Raw genomic sequence first — 22767 nt, forward strand, 5'->3', positions numbered from 1 at the left:
GGATCAGCGCCCATCCTGTGGGAGCGAGCCTGCTCGCGAAAGGGGCCATAGAAGTGTCAGTGCCGGGACTGGGTGAACTAAGCTTGAACAAGGACCGTTCACCGCTGCCCCTCGGAAAACCCGACGGGGCTGTGGCGTGCAACAGGAGCCGAAAATGCTTCACATCAGAACGCCCTTGATCCTGCATCCAGACCTGTCGACGCCGTCCCGCCGAATCTGGCTCAAACTGGAAAACCTGCAACCCAGCGGCTCCTTCAAACTGCGCGGCATTGGCCTTTTGTGCAGTCAGGCGGCTGCGCAGGGCAAGCGCAAGGTGATCTGCCCTTCTGGCGGTAATGCCGGGTTTGCCACCGCCGTGGCGGCTGCCCGCCTGGGCATGAAAGCCTGCATCGTGGTGCCGCACACGACCCCTGAATCCACTCGCGCCAGGATCAAGAAAACCGGTGCCGAGGTGCTTGTCCATGGCAAGGTCTGGGACGAGGCCAATCTGCGGGCCAAGGAGCTGGCAAAAGGCGCGGACACCGAATTCGTGCCGGCCTTCGATCACCCGGTGCTGTGGGAAGGACACAGCACGATGATCGATGAAATTCTCGAGGATTGTCCGCAGGTCGATGCGCTGGTGACCTCGGTGGGAGGCGGTGGATTGCTGGCGGGAATACTCACTGGCCTGATCCGCCACCAGCGCATGGATTGCCGGATCATTGCTTGTGAAACCGAGGGGGCAGCGTCTTTCGCCGCCGCTGTCAGTGCCGGACACCCGGTCAAATTTCCCCGGATCGATACGGTCGCCAGGTCGCTAGGTGCTACGTTGGTGGCCGCATGGCCTGTGCAGCACATCGTCGATTTTGCCCACGAATGCGTGGTACTCAGCGATGAAGAGGCGATCATGGGGGTGGTGCGTTACGCCAGTGATTTGCGCCAGCTGGTCGAGCCCGCCTGCGGAGTTTCGCTGGCCATCGCCTACCTGGACCACCCGGCGATCGCTGAAGCTCACGACGTGGTGATTGTGGTATGTGGCGGCGTCAGCATCAGCGCGCAACTGGTGGCCGGCTGGGCTCGGTAAATCGTAAGCGAGCAAAAATCTGTGGCGAGGGGATTTATCCCCGCAAGTCCGGACACTTGAGTCTGTCTGAAAGGACACAGGGGCCGCTTCGCGACCCAACGGGGATAAATCCCCTCACCACAAATGTGTTTGCCCGTGCTTTAGTGAATAGCACTATTGACCTGCGCGAACACCATCCTGGACGAGGATGGCGCGGGCCAGGTCTTCGTCGCTTGCGTTATTGAGGTCTGGATGATTCTGCCGGAGCTGATTGAGTACCGATTCCAGATACACGCCGCGAATCGTACCGCCACTGGCCACGAAGCTGGAGGCGTCGTCCCGGGCGGGAATCATCAGTTTGTCATCCTTGAAGGTCGAGTACAGCGAAGCGGATACGCCGGCCGAGGTGGCGACGTCGCCCGCATCCACATCGGCCATCGCGGAACCGACAGGTAAACACAACAGCAGGGAAGAAACGATAATCAGACGGCGCATGATGGTGTCCTCTGAAAGCGTGCTGCAAAAAGGAAGTGCCTCATATTTTAGGATGCGTGGCGGCCCTCGAGAGTTCCGTGCGGATTCGTCGAGCCTTGTGGGAGCGAGCCTGCTCGCGAAAGCGGACTGACATTCGCTATCGATGTCGACTGACACGACCCCTTCGCGAGCAGGCTCGCTCCCACAATTGAATCGGGTTGTTCTTCAGCCGATTCACCGCGAAAACCGGTTGCGATATTCCCGTGGCGAAACCCCAAGATTGCGCTGGAACGTCAGGCGCATGCGCTCTTCATCGCCAAAGCCGCACTGCCGGGAGATTTGATCGATGTTGCGCTCCGAATCTTCCAGCAAGCGCCGGGCGGCTTCGACCCGCAGTACTTCCACGGCCTTGGCCGGGGTGCGGCCGGTCTTGAGCTTGTAGACTCGGGCGAAGTTACGCGGGCTCATTTGAACTTGTTGGGCCAGGGCCTCGACCGTGAGGTTTTCCCCGGCCAGGTTTTGCGTGATCCACAGGTGCAGGTCGTCGAAAGTGGCGCCCTCGCTGGTTTGCGATTGCAGCAGTTGACTGTACTGGGCCTGGCCGCCGGGGCGCTTGAGGAAAACCACCATTTCCCGGGCCACTTGCAACGCCACTTCGCGCCCGCAATCTTCTTCGACCAGCGCCAGCGCCAGGTCGATACCGGCGCTGACGCCGGCGGATGTCCAGACCGGCCCCTGTTTGACGAAGATCGCATCGTTGTCGACTTCGATCGACGGGTAGCGCTCCTTCAGCATCTCGCACATCGCCCAGTGAGTGGCGGCGCGTCGCCCCTCGAGCAATCCGGCCTCGGCCAGCAGGAACGTGCCGCTGCACACCGACGCGGTGCGCTTGGCTTTGTCCGATGCCCCGGCCAGCCATGCGACAAGGTCCAGCGATTGATGCATGGCGTGGAGAATATTCGGTGCGCCGGGAGCGATCAGCGTGTCGATGGAATCTTCGGCGAAGTCGCTCAGCGGCACCGTGTTCACCGCCAGGCCTTCCGCGGTTGCCATCAAGCCACCGGCAAGGCTGGCCGTGTGCAGCGTGTAGCCGGGCAAGCCGCGACTGTTCATGTACCGGGAAGCTGCCCAGAACACAGTCTGCGCCCCGGTCAGGTCCAGCAGGCCCATATCCGGGTAGGCGAGGAATACGATCAGGCGCGGCTGTCCAACGGGAATGGCGGGTGATTCGAAGGGGCTGGGGATTGCGTTCATAAGCTTCTGTTTGAGCGAGTTGGAATAATGATAATTCGCAAACGGTATAAACGTGATGGCTGTTGATCGGCTGTCAGGATTTCAGGGTTTTATGTCAGTTGGTCCGACGAAGTCTAGCCCTGTCAGCGGTGCCTGGTTGTAGGATATTTGTTCGCTGTCTGCCTCGAAAACTTGAACGAAGGTAGAGATCATGGCCAAGAACATAGTGATAGTGGGCGCCGGTTTTGCCGGCGTCTGGAGCGCCCTCGGCGCGGCGCGCGTACTCGACATCCATGGCAAGGACGCCGATGTCGACGTGACCCTGGTGTCCCCGCGACCGGAACTGGTCATTCGCCCGCGCCTGTATGAACCCTCACCCCATGAAATGACCGCGCCCTTGTCGCCTGTGCTGGAAGCGGTGGGCGTCAAGTTCGTCGGTGCCGAAGTTGAACGCATCGACACATCCGCCCGTCAGGTACGTGCCCGGAGCGCTGACGGTCGCGACATCAAGCTGGACTATGACCGCCTGTTGCTGACCAGTGGCAGCAAACTCAACCGCCCGCCGGTGCCAGGGTTGGCCAAATACGCTTTCGCCACGGATCAACTGGCCGATGCAGTGGAACTGGAGGAACACCTGGTCGGGTTGCGCCAGCTGCCGGACTCGCCGGAGCGCAATACAGTCGTGGTGGTGGGTGGCGGTTTCACCGGGCTGGAAGTGGCCACCGAACTGCCGGAAAAACTGCGCAAGATCCTCGGGCCAAATGTCCCGTTGAGGGTCGTCGTGGTCGAGCGCGCCGATGACATCGGACCGGATCTGGGGGCGAATCCACGACCGTTGATCATCGAAGCGCTGGAACAGATGGGCATCGAGTTTCAGGTCGGTTCCGGGGTGGTTGCCATTGATGCCGATGGCGTGCAGACCGCCAACGGTCAGCGCATCGATGCACTGACCGTGATCTGGACCGGTGGGCTGGTGGCCAGTGGCCTGACATCGCAAGTGTCATCGCAACTGGACCGCCTGGGACGCGCCGAGGTGACCGACGACTTGCGCGTGATCGGCACCGACCATGTGTTTGCCGCCGGCGACGTGGCCAGGGCGTTGACCGATGATCAAGGGCATTACGCGCTGATGTCCTGCCAGCACGCGATCATCATGGGGCGCTTTGGCGGGTACAACGTGGCCGCCGACCTGCTGGGCGTGCCGACCCTGCCATACCGTCAACCCTTCTACGCCACCTGCCTGGACCTGGGCGAGTGGGGGGCGGTGTACACCGAGGGCTGGGACCGTCAGGTGGTGTTGACCCATGATGAAGGCAAGGAACGCAAGCGCATGATCAATACCCAGTGGATCTATCCGCCAGCGGCGAACCGCGCCGACGCCCTGGCGGCCGGTGACCCTCTGGCATCCTTCTAAACGGATGGGTGGGTCATCCTGTGGGAGCGAGCCTGCTCGCGATGGCGGTGTGTCAGGCAACAGTGATGTTGGATGTGCCTGCCTCTTCGCGAGCAGGCTCGCTCCCACAGGTCGGGAACTCGTGAATATTGAGAACAATTGTATTGTCGATCCCTGTCTGTTTCCGCACAAAAGGGCTGGGTACCTTGGGTTCACTCAAACCAGACAAGGACCCCCACATGCTCAATCGCTTGGTACTGCCTTTTGCCCTGTTGTTCTCCCTCAACGCCGCCCACGCCACCGATGGCGAAAAATGGTACCCGTCGAAATACGGTGCCCAGGATGAAATCGGTGCGTTGAACCTGCTCAATGCCGATTCGGTGCTCAACGCCGCCAAACTGATCAAGACCGGCAAGACTTACCCGCTGGCGGTGCCCATCGACAAGAATCTGCCGGCCTTCCGTCATCGCAGCTTCCACCTGACCAACGTCCAGCCCGGCGAAGCGGGCGGCACCACCATGGGGCCGAACAAATTCACCTTCAACGATGAGCTGGTGGTGGGCTGGACCGGTGTCGGCACCCAGCTCAACGGTATCGGCCACATCGGCATCGATAATGTCTATTACAACGGCAACCGCGCGGCGGACTTCGTCACCGTGGAAGGGGTGCAGAAACTCGGCATCGAAAAAGTCCCGCCGATTGTCACCCGTGGTGTGGTGCTGGACATGACCGCGGTGTATGGCAGCGCCATCGTGCCGGAGAAAACCGAGTTCACGGTCGCCGACATCCAGAAGGCGCTGGACCTGCAAGGCATTACCATCGAGAAAGGTGACGTGGTGCTGTTCAACACCGGTTGGCTGGAACTGCTGGGCAAGGACAACGAGAAGTTCCTCGCGGTGGAACCGGGCATTGGCATGGCGGCGGCCAAATGGTTGGCGGACAAGCAGATCGTCGCGTTCGGTGGCGACACCTGGGCCTCTGAAATCTACCCCGGCACCGACGGCCAGGAGTTCCCGGTCAACCAGTTCATGCTGGCCAAGAACGGCATCTACAATCTTGAGCTGATCGACAGCCGCGCGCTGGTGCGGGACAAGGCCTGGACTTTCATGTTCGTGCTCGGGCAGCCGCTGTACAAGGGCTCGACCCAGGTCAACATCAACCCGGTGGCGATTCGCTGATACCGTTGACTGTAGGAGCGAGCTGGCTCCGGGCGGCGTTCCGACGATGGTCGCTAACGATAATGCTGGCGGCCTGACACCCCTGGGCGTTATTGGGTTTTTCGCAAGCAAGCTCGCTCCTGCAAGTACAGGTACAGGTTCATTGACGTCTTAGAAGCGAGCACACCTGCCTATGATTCCCTCCCTCGCCAGCATCGCCGCACGCCTGCGCCTCAAACAACTGCGCCTGCTGATTGCGCTGGATGAACGCGGCTCGCTGCACAAGGCGGCCGAACAGATTTCCATTTCCCAGTCCGGCGCCACCAAGGCGCTGCATGAAGTCGAGTCGCTGCTCGGCATGCCGTTGTTCGAGCGTCAGCCCCAGGGCTTGGTGGCCAACGAAATGGGGCGTTGCATGATCCGTTACGCGCGGCTGATCTACAGCGACGTCGAACACCTGCGTGAGGACATGCTGAGCATCCTGCGCGGGCAGGGCGGTCGACTGTCGGTGGGGGTGATCATGGGCGCGGTGCCATTGCTCACCCGGGCCTTGACCGAACTGCGCCTCAAGCAACCGCAACTGGCCATCGAAGTGGTGGAAAACACCAGCGCCAACCTGCTTGGGCTGCTGGATCAGGGACGGCTGGACCTGGCCATTTGTCGCACCAGTGTCGGCCAGCGTTCGGACGCTTATGCCTGCATCGAGTTGAGCGAAGAACCTTTGGCGGTGGTGGCCAGCAAGGACCATCCACTGGCCGGTGCCACCTCGTTGCAGCTGGCGCAATTGAGCGATTACCGCTGGGTGGTCTACCCCAAGGACATGCCGATGCGCCAGGCCCTGGAGCGCGAACTGGAGGAGGCGGGGCTGGATATTCCGCGTTATCCGCTGGAGACCTCGTCGATTTTCGCCACCATTTTGCTGGTGCAGCAGGACCCGACTTTGCTGGCGGTGATCCCGGCGGAAGTCGCCGGCTTCTGTGCGCAGTTCGATTTGCTGGTGACACTGCCCTTATCGATGCGCGCGCTGGTCGAGCCCTACGGCGCGATCAGCCGGGCCGGTACCGACTTGCCTCCGGCGGCGACCCTGCTGATCGACGAACTGCAACGGTTGATGGTTACTTGATCACGATCGGGTTCACCGGTGCGCCCGTGCCGCCGACGATCTTCAGCGGCGCGGCGGTGTAAAGGAACTGCCACTGACCGTCTTCGGCGCAGTCGTCGGCCAGGTCATCGAGCATCGCCACTTCGGTGAAGGTCACGCCGAGGTTGCGCATCAAGGCGTTGTGCAGCGGGATCAACACGCCCGAAGCGGGGTCGACCGCCACTTCGTTGGCCATGGTGTCGGTGACCAGGTTGGGGATCTCCATCTGGTGAAACCACTCCACCAGTTCGCGGCTGAAGGTCAGGCCCGGCTCGGCGAAATCCTTGTAGAACTCATCCGGCTCGCGCTCATAGAACGAGCCGATCCAGCCGGTGCGGATGATCAGGATGTCGCGCTTGTGGATCTCGATGCCCTGGGCTTTGGCGGCGGCCAGCAGGTCGTGGTGATTGAAGGTCTCGCCCTTGTCCAGCACCGCTTTGCCGCGATGGCGGGCCATGTCGATCAACACCGCACGGCCGACGATGCCGCGCTCGGCAATCGGCAGAATGCTGGCCTTGTCCATGCCGCCGATGGTGCTCATGGCGTCGTAGCCGTTCCACAGTTTGTTGTCGTGCCAGACATGACCCAGCGCGTCGTATTGGGTCGAGCCTTGCAGGTGCATGAAGATCACGTCGTCGGCATATTCCACATGACCGTCAAAGTGCGTCTTGCCGGCCAGGAAGTGGCCCTTGTCCAGCACGTTGACCCGCATCGACGGCCGTCGACCGGGCCACAAGGGTTCGCCCTTGGGGTGGCCGATCTGCACTTGCAGGGTGAAGGTCTTGCCCTGGCGCACCGCGGCGATACCCCGCAGGATTTCCGCGCTTTGCAGGTAGTTCAGGGCGCCGACTTCATCCTCAGGCCCCCATTTGCCCCAGTTGGTGGGCAGGCCTTCGAGCAAGGCCTTGATGTCGGGAGAGCGGTCGGCGGTGTTGTTATTGTGGTCGCACATGGGATCTGTCCTTGGTTTGAGCGTCTGACTCGGTCCCTGTGGGAGCGAGCTTGCTCGCGAAGAGGGCGTGTCAGTCACCATTGATGAACCTGGCACACCGCTTTCGCGAGCAGGCTCGCTCCCACAGGGATTTGTGCTGATTGCGGAATTATTTGATCGGCGAAAACGCCGCCGGCATCAACAGCTTCGATTCCATCTTTTCCAGCATCGGGAACGCGATCGGCACGAAGCCTTCGAGCCAGTCCGGGTCCTGGTACAGGGCGGCGCGTTTCTTGATGCGCTCGTCCAGGCTCTCGTAGGCCCAGATGTGGATCACCTGGTTCAACTCGCCGATTTCGGTGTACCACCAGCCCACCAGCGTGGTGTAGCGAGAGATCACCGGCAGGCCGTTTTCCTCGAAGTGCTTGAGGTAGGTCTGCATTTTTCCGATCTGGATCGTGTAGGTGCGCATTTCGTAGAACATGGGAGGCTTCTCTTCAGGAATGAGTGCCGTGGAAGGCGTTGCTGATGATTCGCTCGACGTCGGCGGCGGTGGTCAGGCGTGGGTTGACCAGCACGTTGCCGCTGCGCATCGAGTCGCTGACCATTTGCGGCATGTAGTCCAGGTCCACGCCCAGGTCCTTGATGTTGTCGGGGATGCCGATGGCCTTGTTCAGCGCCATCACGTGTTCCACGGCTTTGTACCCGGCGTGGGCAGGGCTCAGGCCGTCGACGTTCTCGCCCATGGCCAGGGCAATCTCGCGGAACAGTTCAGGGCAGGCCGGCAGGTTGTATTCGATGACATAGGGCAGCAGCGTCGCGTTGGCGATGCCATGGGGGATGTTGAACACGCCGCCGAAAGTGTGGGAAATCGCATGCACGTTGCCCAGTTTCGATTGCGCGAAGGCGACCCCGGCAAGGAACGAGGCGAGCAGCATCTGCTCCCGGGCATGCAGGTCGGAGCCGGTGAAGAACGCTTTGGGCAGGTAGGTGCAGATCATCTTGATCGCTTGCAGGGCCAGGGCCTGGCTGATTGGGTTGGCCTGCTTGGAGACGTAGGATTCGATGGCATGGGTCAGGGCGTCCATGCCGGTGGCCGCGGTGATGGATGGCGGCAGCTTGAGGGTGAGTTCGGCGTCGAGAATCGCCAGTTTCGGAAACAGCGCCGGGCTGATGATCACGGTCTTGAACAGGGTCTTGGTGTTGGTGAACACCGTGGACGCGGTGCATTCGCTGCCGGTGCCCGATGTGGTCGGTATGGCGAAGATCGGCAGCGGCGGGTTCAGCAGTTTGTCGTAGCCCTCGTAGTCGAGGATGTTGCCGGGGTTGGTGGCCATGGCCGCGACACCCTTGGCGGTGTCGATGCTGCTGCCGCCACCGACACCGATCACCGAATCGCACTCGTGGTTTTTCAGGAACGCCACGGCGCGTTCCAGCACGTCGGTGGTAGGGTTGGGTTCGACGCCGTCAAACACTTCGTAGGCAATCTCGCTGTCAGCCAGCGAAGCAAAAAAAGGCGCCATCACGCCCGACGCCATCAGCCCTTGGTCGGTGACCACCAGCAGTTTTTTTCGAACATGCGGTTTGAGCAGCGTACCGGCCTGGCGCACCAGGCCGTTGCCGCTTTTCAAGGTCGTGGGAAAGTAAAACTGGAAGGGGTTCATCGGTTACTCCGGTTCTTGGTCTTGTTCGTCCCGGAACAGTAATTAGCGTCGCGCGCGGCCGATAATGAAAAGGCCTGATCAAGCGATCACCCTTTGTCATCCCCCGGACAGCGGGCAGGCAGTGGTAACGTGAGCGCTTCCAACAGTCAGGAGCGTGGTCATGGATTTGGGTATTTCGGGGCGGTGGGCGATTGTCTGTGCCGCCAGCAAGGGCTTGGGCCTGGCCTGTGCGCGGGCGTTGGCGAAGGAGGGCGTGAACCTGGTGATCAATGCCCGTGGCGACGAAACGCTGCAGGCGGCCGCCGTGGAGTTGCGCCAATTGGCGCCGACCATCGAGGTGCGCACCGTGGCCGGGGACATCAGTGAACCTGCGGTGCGCGCCCAGGTGCTGGCGGCGTGTCCGCAGGTGGACATCCTGGTCAACAACGCCGGCGGTCCGCCACCCGGGGACTTCCGCGACTGGCAGCGCGAAGACTGGCTCAAGGCGCTGGATGCCAACATGCTCACGCCCATCGAGCTGATCAAGGCCTGCGTCGATGGCATGGCCGAGCGCGGTTTCGGGCGCATCGTCAACATCACTTCCGGCGCGGTGAAGGCGCCGATCGATGTGCTTGGCCTGTCCAACGGCGCCCGCAGCGGCCTCACCGGGTTCATTGCCGGGCTGGCGCGTCAGGCGCGATTGGCGGGGAACAACGTCACGGTCAACAACCTGTTGCCGGGGCCGTTCGAGACCGAGCGCCTGCACAAGACCCTCGACGCCGCCGCCCAGGCCAATGGCACCAGCGTTGAAAGCATCGCCGAGCAGCGGCGCAAACACGTCCCGGCCCAGCGCTTCGGCCAGCCTGATGAATTTGGTGCGTATTGCGCCTTCATCTGCGGTGCGCAATCCGGATTCCTCACCGGGCAGAACCTGTTGCTCGATGGTGGCAGCTATCCGGGGACCTTCTGAAAACAACATCAGTCTTAGTGCCTTTTGTGGCGAGCGAGCTTGCTCGCGTTGGGCTGCGCAGCGGCCCCAAAAATCTGATAACCATTGAGATTTTTGTGAGTGCTGCGCACTCAAGCGGGAGCAAGCTCCCTCGCCACAGGTTTCTCATTGAATCAAGATTGTCAGGGGATGACTGTCGGTCATCCCCCAAGCAGATCCCATCATTATTCAGCACCCGGGGCCGTGATTAGAGTGGGGCCGCTTGTTTCCACAACAATAAGAGCCCCCACATGAACAATCCGAGTGCCGAAAGCCTGGTATTGCCCGCCGCGACCGCAACCGAGCGTCCCACCAACGTCCGCTGGCGAATCTTCCTCATCATGTTGCTGCTGACCGCGATCAACTACATCGACCGCGCCTCGTTGTCGGTGGCGTTGCCATTGATCTCCAGCGAATTCCAGATCCCCCCGGCCCTTGAAGGCCTGATGCTCAGCGCGTTTTTCTGGTCCTACGCCTTGATGCAGATCCCCGGCGGCATGCTGCTGGATCGCTTCCACACCCGCCGGGTAATCGTCGTCGCGACCGTGGCCTGGGGCGCGTTCCAGGCTTTGGCCGCCGGTGCGCACAATTGGGTCACCCTGATGATCACCCGCATGGGCCTGGGCGTTGCCGAGTCGCCGATCATGCCCGCCGGCGCCAAGCTCAACGGCGCCTGGTTGACCCCTAACGAACGCGGACGCGGCGCGGTGCTGGTGGACGGCGGTGCGCCACTGGGCAGTGCCTTCGGCGCGATCATCATTGCCGGGCTGATCGGCTGGTTCGACTCGTGGCGCATCGCCTTCGTGATTGCCGGCGTCGGCACCATGCTCGCCGGGGTGCTGGCGTGGAAATACATCCGCAACCATCCCAGCGAGCATCCAGGGGTGAACGCCGCCGAACTGGCGCACATCACCGCGGGCAACGCCACGGCCAGCCAGCCCGGCGCGGTGACCAGCATCCCCTTCAAGGAACTGCTCAAGGACCGTTCGGTGCTGGCGATGTTCGCCGGTTATTGCTGCATCCTCAGCGTGTTCTACGGCCTGCTGACCTGGATGCCCAGCTACTTGCACCAGACCCACGGCCTGAACATTTCAGGTATGGGTGGCGCGACCTTCCTGATCTTCATGTGCGGCTTCGTCGGCGAACTGGTCGGTGGTTACCTGGGAGATAAATGGAAATCCAGCGGTGCCTCGCCCAACCTGGTGATGCGCAGCATGTTCAGCGGTTCGGCGCTGGTGGCGGCGCTGTGCATGCTCGGGACGGCTTATGCTTCCGAGGCGAGCCAGGCCATCGGCCTGCTGTGCGTGGCGATGTTTTTCATTCGCTGGTGCGGCATGTACTGGTGCATTCCATCGATCCTCGGCGGCACTTCGAAAACCGGCGTGCTGGCCGGCACCATGAACTTCTGCGGCAACATGGCCGGGGTGATCGTGCCAATCCTGATCGGTTTGATCGTGCAATTCACCGGTTCGTATTTTCTGGTGCTGATCTTCTTCGTGGTCATGGCCATGCTGCTGGCGATATTCTCCAGCCTGATCGATTACCGGGAGCGGGGACTGGTTTGATGGGGACATTGCTTTGATAGGGGGCAGTCGCAGATGAGCGTCGATATCGACACCGTGGTGGTCGGCGCCGGGGTGGTCGGGCTGGCGGTGGCCAGGGCGTTGGCCATGAGCGGGCGCGAAGTGATCCTGGTCGAGGCCGGTGAAGGCATCGGCATCGGCATCAGTTCGCGCAATTCCGAAGTGATCCACGCCGGCATCTACTACCCCGAAGGCAGCCTCAAGGCGCGGTTGTGCGTGGAGGGCAGGCAGCGCCTGTACGCCTACTGCGATGAGCGTGGCGTTAGCCATCAGCGCCTCGGAAAGTTGATCGTCGCCACCGATGAAACGCAGCACGCTGCCCTGCAACGATTGCTGGAACAGGGGCGGCGCAATGGCGTCGATGACCTGCAATGGCTGGACGCCGGACAGGCGCGGGCGCTTGAACCGGCGTTGTCCTGCGTCGCCGCGCTGTGGTCGCCGTCCACCGGGATCGTCGATTCCCATGGGCTGATGCTGGCGTTGCAGGGCGATGCCGAGGCCCATGGTGCGTCGCTGGTCTTCCATACGCCGTTGCTGTCGGCCCGTTGTACTGAGCAAGGTTTCGAGTTGCAAATGGGTGGTGCCGAGCCCATGACCTTGAGCTGTCGCGAGTTGATCAATTGCGCGGGGCTGTCCGCGCCCGAGGTGGCGAGCCGCATCGCCGGTCTGCCTGCGCACCATGTGCCGAAGGCGCGATTGTGCAAAGGCAGCTATTACAGTTTCAGCGGCCGGGCACCGTTCCGTCATCTGGTGTACCCGGCGCCGGAAAGCGCCGGGCTGGGCGTACACATGACCCTCGACCTGGGCGGCCAGGCGCGTTTCGGGCCGGACGTGGAATGGGTCGACACGGTCGATTACCGCGTGGATCCAGCCCGAGCCGACGGCTTCTACCAAGCGATCCGCCGTTACTGGCCGGGCCTGCCGGATCACAGCCTGCAACCGGCCTATAGCGGCATCCGCCCGAAAATCAGCGAGCCAAACGAACCCGCCGCCGACTTTCGAATCAGCGGCCCGAGCGAACATGGCCTGCCGGGGTTGGTCAATCTGTTCGGCATCGAGTCCCCGGGCCTGACCAGTTGCCTGGCCCTGGCCGAGCGCGTAATGGAACAACTCGCATAACCCCCCTGTGGGAGCAAGCCTGCTCGCGAAAGCGGTGTATCAGATGCAGCAATGGTGACTGACACTCCCTCTTCGCGAGCAGGCTCGCTCCCACAGGTATAGGTACAGTTTGGAGGGATGACCGATAATCAGCACCCGCGCAACGGCGCGTGGATAGCGCTATCCTTGGAAGATGCGCTTATCGCCATCGGAGATATCTGATGATCAACGTACGCACTGCCCGCCTGCTCGCCGATTACAAACAATGGGCCAACCAGCGCCTCTTCGACAACATGGCGCAATTGCCACCGGGCGAAGTCGAAAAGGAACGCGCCGGAATCTTCAAGAACATGATCGGCACGCTCAACCACATCTATGTGGTGGACTGTCTCTGGCAAGCCCACCTCGAAGGCCGAGGGCACGGCTTCACCACTTCCCACGATCTTGTGTACCCCGAGCTCGCGGCCTTGCGCCAGGCACAACAGAACGTTGACCACTGGTACTGCGACTGGAGCGCGCGGCAAACCGATGCTTCGCTGGACAGGCCCGTGCGGTTCACCTTCATTTCCGGCGAGAGCGGCACCATGAGCGCCGGCGCGATGCTGATGCACGTGGTCAATCACGCCAGCTATCACCGTGGCTGGATCATCCAGATGTACTTCGAAATCCCGGCCATGCCACCCATGACCGACCTGCCGATCTACATGCGCGAAACCGATCCGAATTTCAACTCGCTCAATGCCCCGGCAGTGGAACCGACATGTGCTCCGCAATTCGCGAGCGCAACCAACGTTCTGCCGGATCGTTATCGTTGACGCCGTTCCAGACCATGGACAGTTCGGACAGGTTGATCTCGAACGGCGCGTCATCGGCGCGCAACTGACTGCTGCCCCTGACCAGTGCGCAGGCCGCGTAATCCGGTACGGTGGCGAGCATATCGGTGCCGGCGAGCAAGTCGCGCAGGCCGGCAAACTGCGGCACCGCCAGCACCACCCGGCGCGACCGGCCGATGCGGGCCAGGTCAGTGTCGATCGCCCCGGTCAAATCCCCGGAAAAGGACACCAGCGCGTGGGGGCGTTCGCAATACTCGTCCAGGGTCAGGGGGCCGGGCCGGTTATCGCCACGCAGGATCTTCACGCTCAAATCCCGCAACTTCTTGCGCTTGGCATTGGCCGGCAATTCAGTGGTGTAGCTGATCCCCACGGAAATTTCCCCGGAGGCGAGCATCGGCGACATCAACAGGAAATTCACTCGCCGTACCACGATTACCACGTTCTGCGCTTCTTCGCGCAGTTGCTTGAGCAAGGGCGGAAACAGGCCAAACTCGGCGTCATCGGACAAACCGATGCGAAATACATCGCGACTGGTGGACGGGTCGAAATCCTTGGCCCGGCTGACCGCGCCGGAAATGGTGTCCATCGCCGGCTGCAACTCTTTGAGAATCATCAGCGCCCGCTGGGTCGGCTCCAGCACCCGGCCGTTGCGCACCAGCAGCGGGTCATCGAACAAATCCCGCAACCGCGCCAGCGCCGCACTCACGGCCGGCTGGCCAAGGAACAGCTTCTCCCCGGCCCGGGTCAGGTTCTTTTCGAACATCAGGGTTTCGAAAATCACCAACAGGTTCATGTCCACGCGGCGCAGGTCGTTGCGGTTCATTGAGGGATTCTCGCAGGTTGCAGAATCTCTTCAGTAAAGCATCAAACCTGTGGTAAACGCCGGGTTCCTGCCGCGGACAGCTTTTTGTGGCGAGGGAGCTTGCTCCCGTACGGATGCGCAGCAGTCGCGAAACCTATGCACGCGGTGTGTCTGAAGGACTGCGATGGCAGGTTTTAGGGCCGCTGCGCGACCCAGCGGGAGTAAGCTCCCTCGCCACAGGGGTTGGTGGATCAGGTTGGGCAGCGCATGGCGTCGGAGCCTAGCAGGGCTTCGATTTCTTCTTCGCAGAAAGCGAAATCCCGTAGAACTGAACGCGAGTGCTCTCCGTTTTCCGGCGCTGGTTGATAGGGCGTCTGCGCCGCCTCCAGGCTGTTGATCGGAAACCCCGGCACCCGCACCACGCCATGTTGCGGGTGGTGCAGGTCGATCAGCATACCGTTGCTGGCGATCTGCGGATGGATCAGTACGTCGTTGTAGTCGCTGACCCTGGAGCAGAGGATATCGGCCTCGCGCAGCACCTGCAGCCAATGGGCGACGGGTTGGGTGCGGAAGACGTCGGTCAGCGCCTCGACCATGTCTTGGCGATGCACCACGCGCTGCGCGGAGCTGGCGAAGCGTGGGTCGTCGATCCACTCCGGGTGCCCGAGCACGCCGCACAGCGTTGGCCAGCGATTGCCGTTGTACGCGGCGACCATCAGCCAGCCGTCCGCCGCTTCGAAGGCTTCGTTGGGCGCGGAGTAGGGCGCGGCGCTGCCGATGCGGGTCGGCAGTTTGCCGTCGCAGAGGAAGCTGGCCAGCGACGCCTGTTGCAGCGCCAGGGCCGAGTTCATCAGGCTGACGTCGAGGTGGCCGCCGAGGCCGTCGTTGTTTCGGGCGTGCAGTTTGGCCAACACCGCCATGCAGGCCATGTAGCCGGTGACCACGTCGACCACTGGCGCCTGCACCTTGGACGGTGCCGAGCCCGGTGTGCCGATCAGGCTCATCAGCCCGGAGTCGGCCTGCAAGATGCCGTCGACCCCGGCCCTATCTGCATAGGGTCCTTGCTGGCCGTAGGCGGAGATCGAGCAGTAGATCAGGTCCGGTTTCAGCGCGGCCAAGGCCTCGTAGCCCAGGCCGAGGCGGGCCATGACGCCGGGGCGCATGCTCTCGATGACCACGTCGGCCTGCAACACCAGGCGCTTGATCACCGCCACGCTGTCCGGGTGTTTCAGGTCCAGGCACAGGCCCTGTTTACCGCGGTTGAAACCGTGGAACAGCGCGCTGTCTTCGCCGACCCAGGCAGGTCCCAGGGTGCGGCCCAACTCGCCTTCGGGGGGTTCGACCTTGATCACTTTGGCACCCATGTCGGCCATCAGCATGGTGGCCGTGGGGCCGGCGGCGATCTGGGTGAAGTCGAGGACGGTCAGGCCGTCCAGTGCATTGCGTAACATGTTCGCCTCCTCGGGCTTTTAGCGGCCCGTGTAATGCGGCGTGCGTTTCTCGGCAAATGCCTGGCGGCCTTCGATGCGGTCTTCGGTGTCGCGCAGCACGCCCCAGTAGAGCTCGGTCAGGCGCTGGGCTTCGCGGTCGCTCAGGTGCGCGGTGCTGCGTGCCAGGGTTTGCAGGGCCTGGATCGCCAGCGGTGCTTGCCGGGCAATCAGTTGCGCCAGTTCCAGCGCCCGTTGCACCAGGGTTTCGCGGTCAGCCAGACGCTCGGAGATCAAGCCGATGGACTCGGCACGCGCGGCGTCGATACGCGCCCCGGTCAGGGCCAATTGCAGGGCGTGGGCCGGCGGCACGGCGCGCATCAAGCGATGCAGGCCGCTGACCGCCGGAATCGAGCCGACCACCGCTTCCGGCAAGCCGAAAGTGGCGCTGTCACTGGCGATGCGCAGGTCACATTGCAACGCCAGTTCCAGGCCACCACCGAGGCAGTGGCCGTTGATCGCCGCGATCAGGGGCTTGTGCAGGTCCAGATCGGTGAGGTCCATCAGCCGGATGTAGAGCCCGGCGTCCGCCGCCGATTCGTTGGCCAAAAACAACGCCTCGGCATAGGAGGCCTTGGAGTCGCGGGTGCTCTTCAGGTCGGCGCCGACGCAGAACGCCCGTTCGCCGCTGCCGGTGATCACGGCGGCGCGCAAATCACGACGGTCGCGCACCTCCAGCAAATGGCCGCGCAGGGCGTGCAGCGAATCCAGATCCAGGGCGTTGAGCGCCTGCGGCCGGTCGAGGGTGATCAGGGCGACGGCACCCAAGGTTTCGAAAGTGACGGTCATGGCCTTGTCCTCACACACTGGCCGAGGACAGGCTGCGCCCGCCGCACACGTACAGGGTTTGCCCGGTGACGTAGCTGCTGGCCGGGGCGAGGAAAAACTCCACGGCGTTGGCGATGTCGTCCGGCGTGCCGATGCGTTTAACCGGCACGGTGTCCTTGAGCCTGGCCTGTACCTCGGGGGCGAAACTCTGGAACAGCGGCGTGTCGACAATGCCCGGTGCGATGGCATTGACGGTGATGCCCTTGGCGGCGAATTCAATGGCAAGACTGCGGGTCAGGCTGACCACGCCACCCTTGGCCGCCGAATAGTTGGCCTGGCCGAAACCGCCGAGCCAGGCCCGGGACGACATGTTGACGATGCGCCCGAAGCTGTTCTCCAGCATCAGTGGCAGAGCGGCCTTGCAGCACAGAAATTGCGCCCGCAGGTTGGTGTCCACCACCAGGTCCCAGTCCTGTTCGGTCATGGTCAGGAAGCGTTTGTCGCGGACCACGCCGGCGTTGTTCACCAGAAAATCCAGTCGACCCTGCGCCTCGCGAATCTGGGTGAATGCGGCGTTCACGGCTTCACCCTCGGTCAGGTCGAGGGCGATGCCGGCGACTTTCAGGTCTTCGGATTGCAGCGCCTCGACGCTGTTGTTCAGCGCCAGTTCGTCGCGGTCCAGCAGATAAACGAACACACCTTGTTGTGCCAGACGCTGGGCGATGGCGAGACCGATGCCACGGGCAGCCCCCGTCACTACGGCGATCTGACCGGCAGAAAAGTTGTTCATGGCTTCAAACTCCAAGGATGTGCACGGCGGACGCCGCGTGGTCGACCCCGGCGATGCCGCCGCCGGTGCATTGCGCCAGGCCCAGGCGCGGGGTGCCCGCTTGCCGGTCGCCGGCGCGGCCTTGCAACTGCCAGAACAACTCGACCATCTGCGCAACGCCAGTGGCGCCCAGTGGATGACCCTTGGCCAGCAAGCCGCCGCTCGGGTTGACCGGCACTCGACCACCCAGAGAAGTGGCGCCGGAATGCAGTAGGGCCACGGCTTCGCCCGGTGCCGCCAGACCCAGGGCTTCGTAATACAACAGCTCGGCGATGGTGAAAGCGTCGTGCAACTCGACCACGCCGATATCGCTCGGCGCGACACCGGCCTGCTCGTAAGCCAGGCGTGCGGCGCGGGCGGTGATTTCGGCGTCGAGGATGTCCTCGTCACCGCTTTCGCGCAGGCCGGAGACGATGATCGAACCCAGCACTTTCACGTCTTTGCCGTGCGGCCCGGGTTTGTTGCCGAGGACCAGTGCGGCGGCGCCATCGACCTGGGACGGGCAGCACTGCAAGAGGGTCAGCGGGTCGGCGATCATGCGCGAGGCGAGCACTTCTTCGAGCGTCACTTCGCTGCGCTGCTGGGCGTAGGGGTTGAGCGAGCCGTGACGGCGGTTCTTCACCGCCACGGCGGCGAGGTCGGCGGGTTTGGCGTCGCGCTCGTGGAGGAAACGCGTGCCACGCATGGCGTAGACCGCTGGCAGCACCATGCCGGCGGTGGCGTACAGATCGGTCATGCGGTCGTTGCGCTGCATCGGGATCATGCCGCCACCGAGGGCAGTCAGTTGCTCGATGCCGAACACCAACACCCGCTCGTATTGCCCGGCCAGCAAGGCATGACGGGCCAGATGCACCGCCGTGGCGCCGCTGGCGCAGGCGTTTTCGATGTTGTAGACCGGGATGCCTTTCAGACCCAGATCGCGCAGGATCACCTGGCCGAGGATCATGCCGCCCAGCACGTTGGCGCAGTACACCGCTTGAATGTCCGCCAGTTGCAGGCCGGCATCGGCCACCGCATCGAGAATCGCCCGTTGCGCCAGTTCAGGCGCCATGACGCCAGGGTGACGACCGAAGACGGTCATCGCGCCGCCCATTACATGCATCTGGCTCATGGACGTGCCTCCAGGGATTGGAAAATGTAGCCGTAGGTGTCGTGGGCGATCACCCGGCATGGTTCGCCGATGGCGGCGCGACCGGTCAGGCGACCGAACAGACGCACCGGGCCGGGCAGGTCGACATACGCCAGCACGAACGGTGGCAGGCCGCTTTTCGGGCTCGGGTGCATGACGGTGAAGCTGTAGACCTGGCCTTGGGTGTCGAGCACGGTGTCGTCGAACTCGGCGCTCAGGGGCGACTCGGCAGTGACCGCAGGAAAGTAGATTTCGCCGCTTTGGCGATGGCGCGAAGCGCGCAGGCTCGGCGGCGTGGTGGCGGCCCAGACGGGCGTGGAAGAACTCATGATGACCTCCTGTTGTTATGGGCTCGCAGGCGAGCTGGAGGTCATGGTCGGGCAGGGAAGGGAGGGCCGACAAACGAGATAAAAACGGGGGTGGGTTGAGAAAAAATCAAATGATGGGCAGTTTGATCATCAAAGAACTGCCCACTGAAATGCATCCACTGTGGGAGCGAGCCCGCTCGCGAAAGCGGTGTGTCAGGCACCAGCAATGCCAGCTGACACGCCCTGTTCGCGAGCAGGCTCGCTCCCACACTTGATCTTCAGCGAACACAAACCGTATGCACGACACACAGCCACTGTGGGAGCGAGCAAGCCCGTTCCCACAGGTAGAGCATCTGGCTTTAGCCTTGTAGTGTGACCCCGGCCAATCGCTCCAGTACCTCCACCACATGGGTCATATCCCTTGCCGGGTCGCCCTCGCTCAACGCCTGATCAAAAAACTGCTTCACCACCGATCCGGTAAACGCCGGCGCCCCGGCATTTTCCGCTTCGGCCAGGAACAGCCTTACATCCTTGCGCATCAGATCCAGGCGAAAACCGAAATCGAATTCCCGTCGCATCACCGTCCCGGCCAGGATCTGTTCGCTGGTGAAACTGCGCGCCGTGCTGGCATTGAGCATCTCGACCATCTGCCGCGCATCCAGCCCGGCCTTGACCCCGAACAGCATCGCTTCACTGGTGGCCACCAGCGTGGCGGCGACGATCATGTTGTTGACCAGCTTCAAGGTCTGCCCCAGTCCCGGTTCAGTGCCGATGTGCTCGACCTTTTTCCCAAATGCTGCGAACACCGGCACACAGCGCTCATAGGCGCCGCGATCACCCCCGACCATCACCGACAAGGTGCCGTTCTGCGCACCGGCCACACCGCCAGCCAGCGGTGCATCGAGGGCGTCGATGCCGCGTTCGGCAAGCTCCGCGTGCAGGCGTCGGGCCAGGCTCGGGCCGGTGGTGGAGTGGTCAACGAGGATGTTGATCTGCTGGCCGTGGATCACGCCTTCAGCACCGAGCACCACGCGTTCAACGATGTCCGGGGTCGGCACGCAAACCAGCACGATTTGCGCATGGTCGGCCACTTCGCGAGGCGTGGCGAAGCTGCGAGCACCGCGGGCCAGCAACGGCGCAAGGGCCTGCGGATTGGGATCGAACAGGTTCAGGTCGAAGTCGTTTTCCAGCAGGTGCAAGGCCATTTTCTGGCCCATGGCGCCGAGGCCGATAAAGCCGATGGAAGGGGAGTCGAGCGTGGTCATGGCGGGTCTCTTTTTTGTCATTGGAGACCCATGCTAGTCACGCCGGCAAATCACCGACAAAGCAGTTTTACGCCGCCATGCGTTGAGTAAATCTCAAGCCTGATCACCGGTCATGCGTGCCTGTTCCAGAATCCATTCACGGAAAATCCGCAGATCATCGCTTTCCTCGCGGTGCCTTGGCGTGAGCAGGTAATAGGTGTACGCGCCCATGTCCACCACCGGTTCGAACGGGCGGATCAGGCTGCCGTCCTGCAACTCCTTGCTGACCAGAAACAGCTGCGCCATGGCGATGCCCTGACCGCCGACCGCAGCGGCATAGACCATCGACGAACTCTGATACGACATACCGGCCTGGGCATCCACTTCGCGACTGACCCCGGCGGCCTCCAGCCAGTAGCGCCAGTCTTCCGGGCGGGCGATGGAGTGCAGCATGGTGTAGCCGGCAATGTCGGCGGGTGTCTGCAACCCCGGCCCGTGTTGCAGCAGCGACGGACTGCACACCGGGGCCAACACGTTGTTGCTGAGCACGTAGCAATTGCAGTTGGGCCACTCGCCGGAACCCAGGCGGATGGCGGCGTCGATGTCTTCCTTGTAGAAATCCACGGGTTCGAGCGAGGCGGTCAGCAGCACTTCGATCTTCGGGTTCTGCGCATGGAAACTTGCCAGCCGCGGGATCAGCCACTGCATGGCGAAGGTGGTGTAGGCGCGCACCTTGAGTTGACGGCGGCGGGGTGGCGACATGAGTTTTTTCGTCGCCCCGCGCAAGTCTTCGACAATTTTCGCCACGGCGCGAAAGTACTGCTCGCCAGCGGCGGTCAGGGTGATCTGCCGATGCCCGCGCACGAACAGATCGAGCTTGAGGAACTCTTCCAGTGTGCGGATCTGCCGACTGACCGCGCCCGGCGTGACGTTCAATTCATCGGCGGCGAGGGTGATGCTCAGATGCCGGGCAACGGACTCGAAGGCGCGGATGGCATTCAGCGGTGGCAGTCGATCCATAGCGGGCAAACTCATGTTCCTGTGGGAGGCGCGGCGCGCAGTGTACGTAATCCAGAGCCTAAACCCACTTGATTAAAACTCAAGGCAGCGGGGTGTTTTTCTCGATTGTCGGGCGTGGACCCGGCTTTCAGGATCGACGTTCGCGCGCCTGTCCGGGGCGTGTTCGAACCTGACAACAATAAGAGAAACGCGCCCATGAACAACGTCTTCCCAGTGGTTTCACGTCTTGCTGTTTGCATGGCGGCTAGCACCGTCATCAACCCGGTGTGCGCCGATATTTTCCAGGACAGCAAAGCCAGTCTGGAGCTGCGCAACTTCTACTTCAATCGTGATTTCCGGCAGTCTGGCGTGGCCCAGAGCAAGGCCGAAGAATGGGCTCAGGGCATGATCCTGCGGGTTGAGTCGGGTTACACCGAGGGGCTGATAGGCGTCGGTTTCGACGCCATCGGCCTGGTCGGAATCAAGCTCGATTCAGCACCGGACCGCACCGGCACCGGCCTGCTCAACACCGCTCGCGGACCGGGTGGACGCGCCGAAGACCAGTACGGCGCATTAGGCGCCACCGGCAAATTGCGCATGGCCAAGAGCACCCTGAAAGCCGGTACCCTGCTGCCGAAAATGCCGGTGGTGATGTACAACGATTCGCGCCTGCTGCCGCAAACCTTTCGCGGTGCCTGGCTCAACAGCGCTGATGTCGACAACCTGTCCCTGGACCTCGGCCGCCTCGACCAGACCAAACTGCGCAATTCTTCCGACAACGAGGACATGACGGTCTACAACGGCGTGGCCCGCAACATCCGCCTCGGCCGCCACACCACCAGCGATCGCTTCGACTTTGCCGGCGCGTCATACCGTTGGACGCCGTCGCTGAGCACCGCCTATCACTACGGTGAACTGGACGGCATCTACCGCCAGCACTACCTGACCCTCAACCACAAATGGACGATCAGCGAAGGCCAGACCTTAAGCTCCGACCTGCGTTGGGCCCGCAGCCTCGACGACGGCGGCAGCAACGTCGACAACTCGGCGTTGGGCGCGATGTTCACCTACAGCGCCAGCGGTCACTCGCTGGGGTTGGGTTATCAACGCATGAGTGGCGATACCGGGTTTGCCAACATCAATGGCACCGATGGATACCTGGTGAACCTGGTGCAGATCAATGATTTCGGTAATCAGGATGAGCGCTCGTGGCAGGCGCGCTATGACTACAACTTTGCCGCGCTGGGCATTCCGGGGCTGACCTTCATGACCCGTTATCTGTCGGGGGACGACGTGACCGTGCGCACCCGCACCACGGCGGGCAAGGAGTGGGAACGGGATTCCGAATTGGGCTATGTGATTCAGAGCGGACCGTTGAAGAACCTTGGCGTGAAGTGGAAAAACGCCAGCGCGCGGAGCAATTTTTCCAGTGATATTGATGAGAATCGGTTGATCGTGACCTATTCGTTGGCGCTGTGGTGATCCCGACATTTCACGGCCGATGATCACTCTGTGGCGAGGGAGCTTGCTCCCGCTGGGGCGCGTAGCGGCCCTAAATCCTGCCACAGCGTGGTATCAGCTTGACCGCATTGACTGGTTTCGCGGCTGCTGCGCAGCCGAACGGGAGCAAGCTTCCTCGCCACAGGGGGATGTGCAGATATGCTCCTGATGTGTTCACCGGGACG

The 22767-nt window shown here is 62.4% G+C and carries 22 protein-coding genes; 9 read left to right on the forward strand and 13 right to left on the reverse strand.

Translation table 11 applies throughout. The features are described from left to right. The first annotated feature begins 154 nt into the window (after positions 1-154). Entirely contained in the window at positions 155-1063 is a 909-nt protein-coding gene (locus ACW9HW_RS15195; RefSeq protein WP_095192561.1) for a pyridoxal-phosphate dependent enzyme, read from the forward strand. 153 nt (positions 1064-1216) lie between these two features. On the opposite strand, the gene ACW9HW_RS15200 is transcribed toward ACW9HW_RS15195, so the two are convergent. Both ACW9HW_RS15200 and ACW9HW_RS15205 read right to left on the reverse strand, forming a co-directional pair. Further along, complete coding sequence (locus ACW9HW_RS15200) at positions 1217-1537, reverse strand: DUF2388 domain-containing protein (RefSeq protein ID WP_095192560.1); 321 nt, start codon at positions 1535-1537, stop codon at positions 1217-1219. A gap of 213 nt (positions 1538-1750) precedes the next feature. Continuing rightward, a complete protein-coding gene (locus ACW9HW_RS15205; protein WP_457400573.1) occupies positions 1751-2770 on the reverse strand; it encodes a GlxA family transcriptional regulator in 1020 nt (339 codons plus the stop codon). Between the two features lie 190 nt (positions 2771-2960). Here ACW9HW_RS15205 and ACW9HW_RS15210 point away from each other — a divergent pair, with 190 nt between their 5' ends. From ACW9HW_RS15210 to ACW9HW_RS15220, 3 genes are all read left to right on the forward strand, one after another. Then, positions 2961-4163, forward strand: coding sequence for an NAD(P)/FAD-dependent oxidoreductase (locus ACW9HW_RS15210; protein ID WP_457400576.1), 1203 nt, complete (start codon positions 2961-2963; stop codon positions 4161-4163). 218 nt (positions 4164-4381) lie between these two features. Next, complete coding sequence (locus tag ACW9HW_RS15215; protein ID WP_457400577.1) at positions 4382-5320, forward strand: cyclase family protein; 939 nt, start codon at positions 4382-4384, stop codon at positions 5318-5320. A 172-nt stretch (positions 5321-5492) separates the two neighbouring features. Next, complete coding sequence (locus ACW9HW_RS15220; RefSeq protein ID WP_095192556.1) at positions 5493-6422, forward strand: LysR family transcriptional regulator; 930 nt, start codon at positions 5493-5495, stop codon at positions 6420-6422. Here ACW9HW_RS15220 and ACW9HW_RS15225 read toward each other — a convergent pair. The 3 genes from ACW9HW_RS15225 to ACW9HW_RS15235 form a co-directional block, all read right to left on the reverse strand. After that, positions 6415-7392, reverse strand: coding sequence for a cyclase family protein (locus tag ACW9HW_RS15225; RefSeq protein WP_457400579.1), 978 nt, complete (start codon positions 7390-7392; stop codon positions 6415-6417). The two genes, ACW9HW_RS15220 and ACW9HW_RS15225, sit on opposite strands and share 8 nt — an antisense overlap. A gap of 148 nt (positions 7393-7540) precedes the next feature. Beyond that, entirely contained in the window at positions 7541-7855 is a 315-nt protein-coding gene (locus ACW9HW_RS15230) for an NIPSNAP family protein (protein WP_095192554.1), read from the reverse strand. Between the two features lie 13 nt (positions 7856-7868). Next, positions 7869-9035 (reverse strand): iron-containing alcohol dehydrogenase, encoded by a 1167-nt coding sequence (locus ACW9HW_RS15235; RefSeq protein ID WP_457400581.1) that lies wholly within the window; start codon positions 9033-9035, stop codon positions 7869-7871. Between the two features lie 160 nt (positions 9036-9195). Between ACW9HW_RS15235 and ACW9HW_RS15240 the strand changes: the two genes are divergently transcribed. The 4 genes from ACW9HW_RS15240 to ACW9HW_RS15255 all read left to right on the forward strand — a co-directional run bounded on the left by ACW9HW_RS15240 (position 9196) and on the right by ACW9HW_RS15255 (position 13498). Continuing rightward, the gene (locus tag ACW9HW_RS15240; protein ID WP_457400582.1) at positions 9196-9984 is read left to right on the forward strand and encodes an SDR family oxidoreductase; all 789 of its coding nucleotides are present in this window, start codon (positions 9196-9198) and stop codon (positions 9982-9984) included. 269 nt (positions 9985-10253) lie between these two features. Next, positions 10254-11567, forward strand: coding sequence for an MFS transporter (locus ACW9HW_RS15245; protein WP_095192551.1), 1314 nt, complete (start codon positions 10254-10256; stop codon positions 11565-11567). A 33-nt stretch (positions 11568-11600) separates the two neighbouring features. Then, positions 11601-12704 (forward strand): NAD(P)/FAD-dependent oxidoreductase, encoded by a 1104-nt coding sequence (locus ACW9HW_RS15250; RefSeq protein ID WP_457400584.1) that lies wholly within the window; start codon positions 11601-11603, stop codon positions 12702-12704. Between the two features lie 200 nt (positions 12705-12904). Further along, positions 12905-13498 carry a DinB family protein gene (locus ACW9HW_RS15255; RefSeq protein ID WP_457400586.1) on the forward strand — a complete coding sequence of 198 codons (594 nt, stop codon included), beginning with the start codon at positions 12905-12907 and terminating at the stop codon, positions 13496-13498. Here ACW9HW_RS15255 and ACW9HW_RS15260 read toward each other — a convergent pair. From ACW9HW_RS15260 to gcvA, 8 genes are all read right to left on the reverse strand, one after another. Then, positions 13419-14339 (reverse strand): LysR substrate-binding domain-containing protein, encoded by a 921-nt coding sequence (locus ACW9HW_RS15260; RefSeq protein WP_095192548.1) that lies wholly within the window; start codon positions 14337-14339, stop codon positions 13419-13421. The genes ACW9HW_RS15255 and ACW9HW_RS15260 overlap by 80 nt on opposite strands. Before the next feature lie 230 nt (positions 14340-14569). After that, a complete protein-coding gene (locus ACW9HW_RS15265) occupies positions 14570-15769 on the reverse strand; it encodes a CaiB/BaiF CoA transferase family protein (protein WP_457400588.1) in 1200 nt (399 codons plus the stop codon). A gap of 18 nt (positions 15770-15787) precedes the next feature. Next, positions 15788-16594, reverse strand: a complete 807-nt coding sequence (locus ACW9HW_RS15270; protein WP_457400590.1) for an enoyl-CoA hydratase/isomerase family protein — start codon at positions 16592-16594, stop codon at positions 15788-15790. Positions 16595-16604: 10 nt separating this feature from the next. Next, positions 16605-17363, reverse strand: a complete 759-nt coding sequence (locus ACW9HW_RS15275; protein ID WP_457400592.1) for an SDR family NAD(P)-dependent oxidoreductase — start codon at positions 17361-17363, stop codon at positions 16605-16607. A 4-nt stretch (positions 17364-17367) separates the two neighbouring features. Beyond that, positions 17368-18513, reverse strand: a complete 1146-nt coding sequence (locus ACW9HW_RS15280) for a thiolase family protein (protein ID WP_095192543.1) — start codon at positions 18511-18513, stop codon at positions 17368-17370. Further along, on the reverse strand, positions 18510-18860 hold the full coding sequence (locus tag ACW9HW_RS15285) for a Zn-ribbon domain-containing OB-fold protein (protein WP_457400594.1): 351 nt from the start codon (positions 18858-18860) through the stop codon (positions 18510-18512). Before ACW9HW_RS15285 ends, ACW9HW_RS15280 begins: the two co-directional genes overlap by 4 nt. Before the next feature lie 338 nt (positions 18861-19198). Next, positions 19199-20104 carry an NAD(P)-dependent oxidoreductase gene (locus ACW9HW_RS15290; protein ID WP_457400596.1) on the reverse strand — a complete coding sequence of 302 codons (906 nt, stop codon included), beginning with the start codon at positions 20102-20104 and terminating at the stop codon, positions 19199-19201. A 93-nt stretch (positions 20105-20197) separates the two neighbouring features. Next, a complete protein-coding gene (gene gcvA / locus ACW9HW_RS15295; RefSeq protein ID WP_457400598.1) occupies positions 20198-21118 on the reverse strand; it encodes a transcriptional regulator GcvA in 921 nt (306 codons plus the stop codon). Positions 21119-21298: 180 nt separating this feature from the next. On the opposite strand from gcvA, the gene ACW9HW_RS15300 reads away from it, so the two are divergent. Further along, complete coding sequence (locus ACW9HW_RS15300; RefSeq protein ID WP_457400600.1) at positions 21299-22564, forward strand: OprD family porin; 1266 nt, start codon at positions 21299-21301, stop codon at positions 22562-22564. The last annotated feature ends 203 nt before the right edge of the window (positions 22565-22767 follow it).

Source organism: Pseudomonas sp. SDO5532_S415, assembly GCF_054071155.1.

Excerpts from the sequence above, each read along its gene's own strand:
- ACW9HW_RS15195 (WP_095192561.1), top strand. The coding sequence starts at position 155 with ATGCTTCACATCAGAACGCCCTTGATCCTGCATCCAGACCTGTCGACG.
- ACW9HW_RS15250 (WP_457400584.1), top strand. The coding sequence starts at position 11,601 with ATGAGCGTCGATATCGACACCGTGGTGGTCGGCGCCGGGGTGGTCGGG.
- ACW9HW_RS15220 (WP_095192556.1), top strand. The coding sequence starts at position 5,493 with ATGATTCCCTCCCTCGCCAGCATCGCCGCACGCCTGCGCCTCAAACAA.
- ACW9HW_RS15270 (WP_457400590.1), bottom strand. The coding sequence starts at position 16,594 with ATGACCGTCACTTTCGAAACCTTGGGTGCCGTCGCCCTGATCACCCTC.
- ACW9HW_RS15210 (WP_457400576.1), top strand. The coding sequence starts at position 2,961 with ATGGCCAAGAACATAGTGATAGTGGGCGCCGGTTTTGCCGGCGTCTGG.
- ACW9HW_RS15205 (WP_457400573.1), bottom strand. The coding sequence starts at position 2,770 with ATGAACGCAATCCCCAGCCCCTTCGAATCACCCGCCATTCCCGTTGGA.
- ACW9HW_RS15260 (WP_095192548.1), bottom strand. The coding sequence starts at position 14,339 with ATGAACCGCAACGACCTGCGCCGCGTGGACATGAACCTGTTGGTGATT.
- ACW9HW_RS15300 (WP_457400600.1), top strand. The coding sequence starts at position 21,299 with ATGAACAACGTCTTCCCAGTGGTTTCACGTCTTGCTGTTTGCATGGCG.
- ACW9HW_RS15235 (WP_457400581.1), bottom strand. The coding sequence starts at position 9,035 with ATGAACCCCTTCCAGTTTTACTTTCCCACGACCTTGAAAAGCGGCAAC.
- gcvA (WP_457400598.1), bottom strand. The coding sequence starts at position 21,118 with ATGAGTTTGCCCGCTATGGATCGACTGCCACCGCTGAATGCCATCCGC.
- ACW9HW_RS15245 (WP_095192551.1), top strand. The coding sequence starts at position 10,254 with ATGAACAATCCGAGTGCCGAAAGCCTGGTATTGCCCGCCGCGACCGCA.
- ACW9HW_RS15215 (WP_457400577.1), top strand. The coding sequence starts at position 4,382 with ATGCTCAATCGCTTGGTACTGCCTTTTGCCCTGTTGTTCTCCCTCAAC.
- ACW9HW_RS15255 (WP_457400586.1), top strand. The coding sequence starts at position 12,905 with ATGATCAACGTACGCACTGCCCGCCTGCTCGCCGATTACAAACAATGG.
- ACW9HW_RS15280 (WP_095192543.1), bottom strand. The coding sequence starts at position 18,513 with ATGAGCCAGATGCATGTAATGGGCGGCGCGATGACCGTCTTCGGTCGT.
- ACW9HW_RS15230 (WP_095192554.1), bottom strand. The coding sequence starts at position 7,855 with ATGTTCTACGAAATGCGCACCTACACGATCCAGATCGGAAAAATGCAG.
- ACW9HW_RS15200 (WP_095192560.1), bottom strand. The coding sequence starts at position 1,537 with ATGCGCCGTCTGATTATCGTTTCTTCCCTGCTGTTGTGTTTACCTGTC.
- ACW9HW_RS15240 (WP_457400582.1), top strand. The coding sequence starts at position 9,196 with ATGGATTTGGGTATTTCGGGGCGGTGGGCGATTGTCTGTGCCGCCAGC.
- ACW9HW_RS15225 (WP_457400579.1), bottom strand. The coding sequence starts at position 7,392 with ATGTGCGACCACAATAACAACACCGCCGACCGCTCTCCCGACATCAAG.
- ACW9HW_RS15265 (WP_457400588.1), bottom strand. The coding sequence starts at position 15,769 with ATGTTACGCAATGCACTGGACGGCCTGACCGTCCTCGACTTCACCCAG.
- ACW9HW_RS15275 (WP_457400592.1), bottom strand. The coding sequence starts at position 17,363 with ATGAACAACTTTTCTGCCGGTCAGATCGCCGTAGTGACGGGGGCTGCC.
- ACW9HW_RS15290 (WP_457400596.1), bottom strand. The coding sequence starts at position 20,104 with ATGACCACGCTCGACTCCCCTTCCATCGGCTTTATCGGCCTCGGCGCC.
- ACW9HW_RS15285 (WP_457400594.1), bottom strand. The coding sequence starts at position 18,860 with ATGAGTTCTTCCACGCCCGTCTGGGCCGCCACCACGCCGCCGAGCCTG.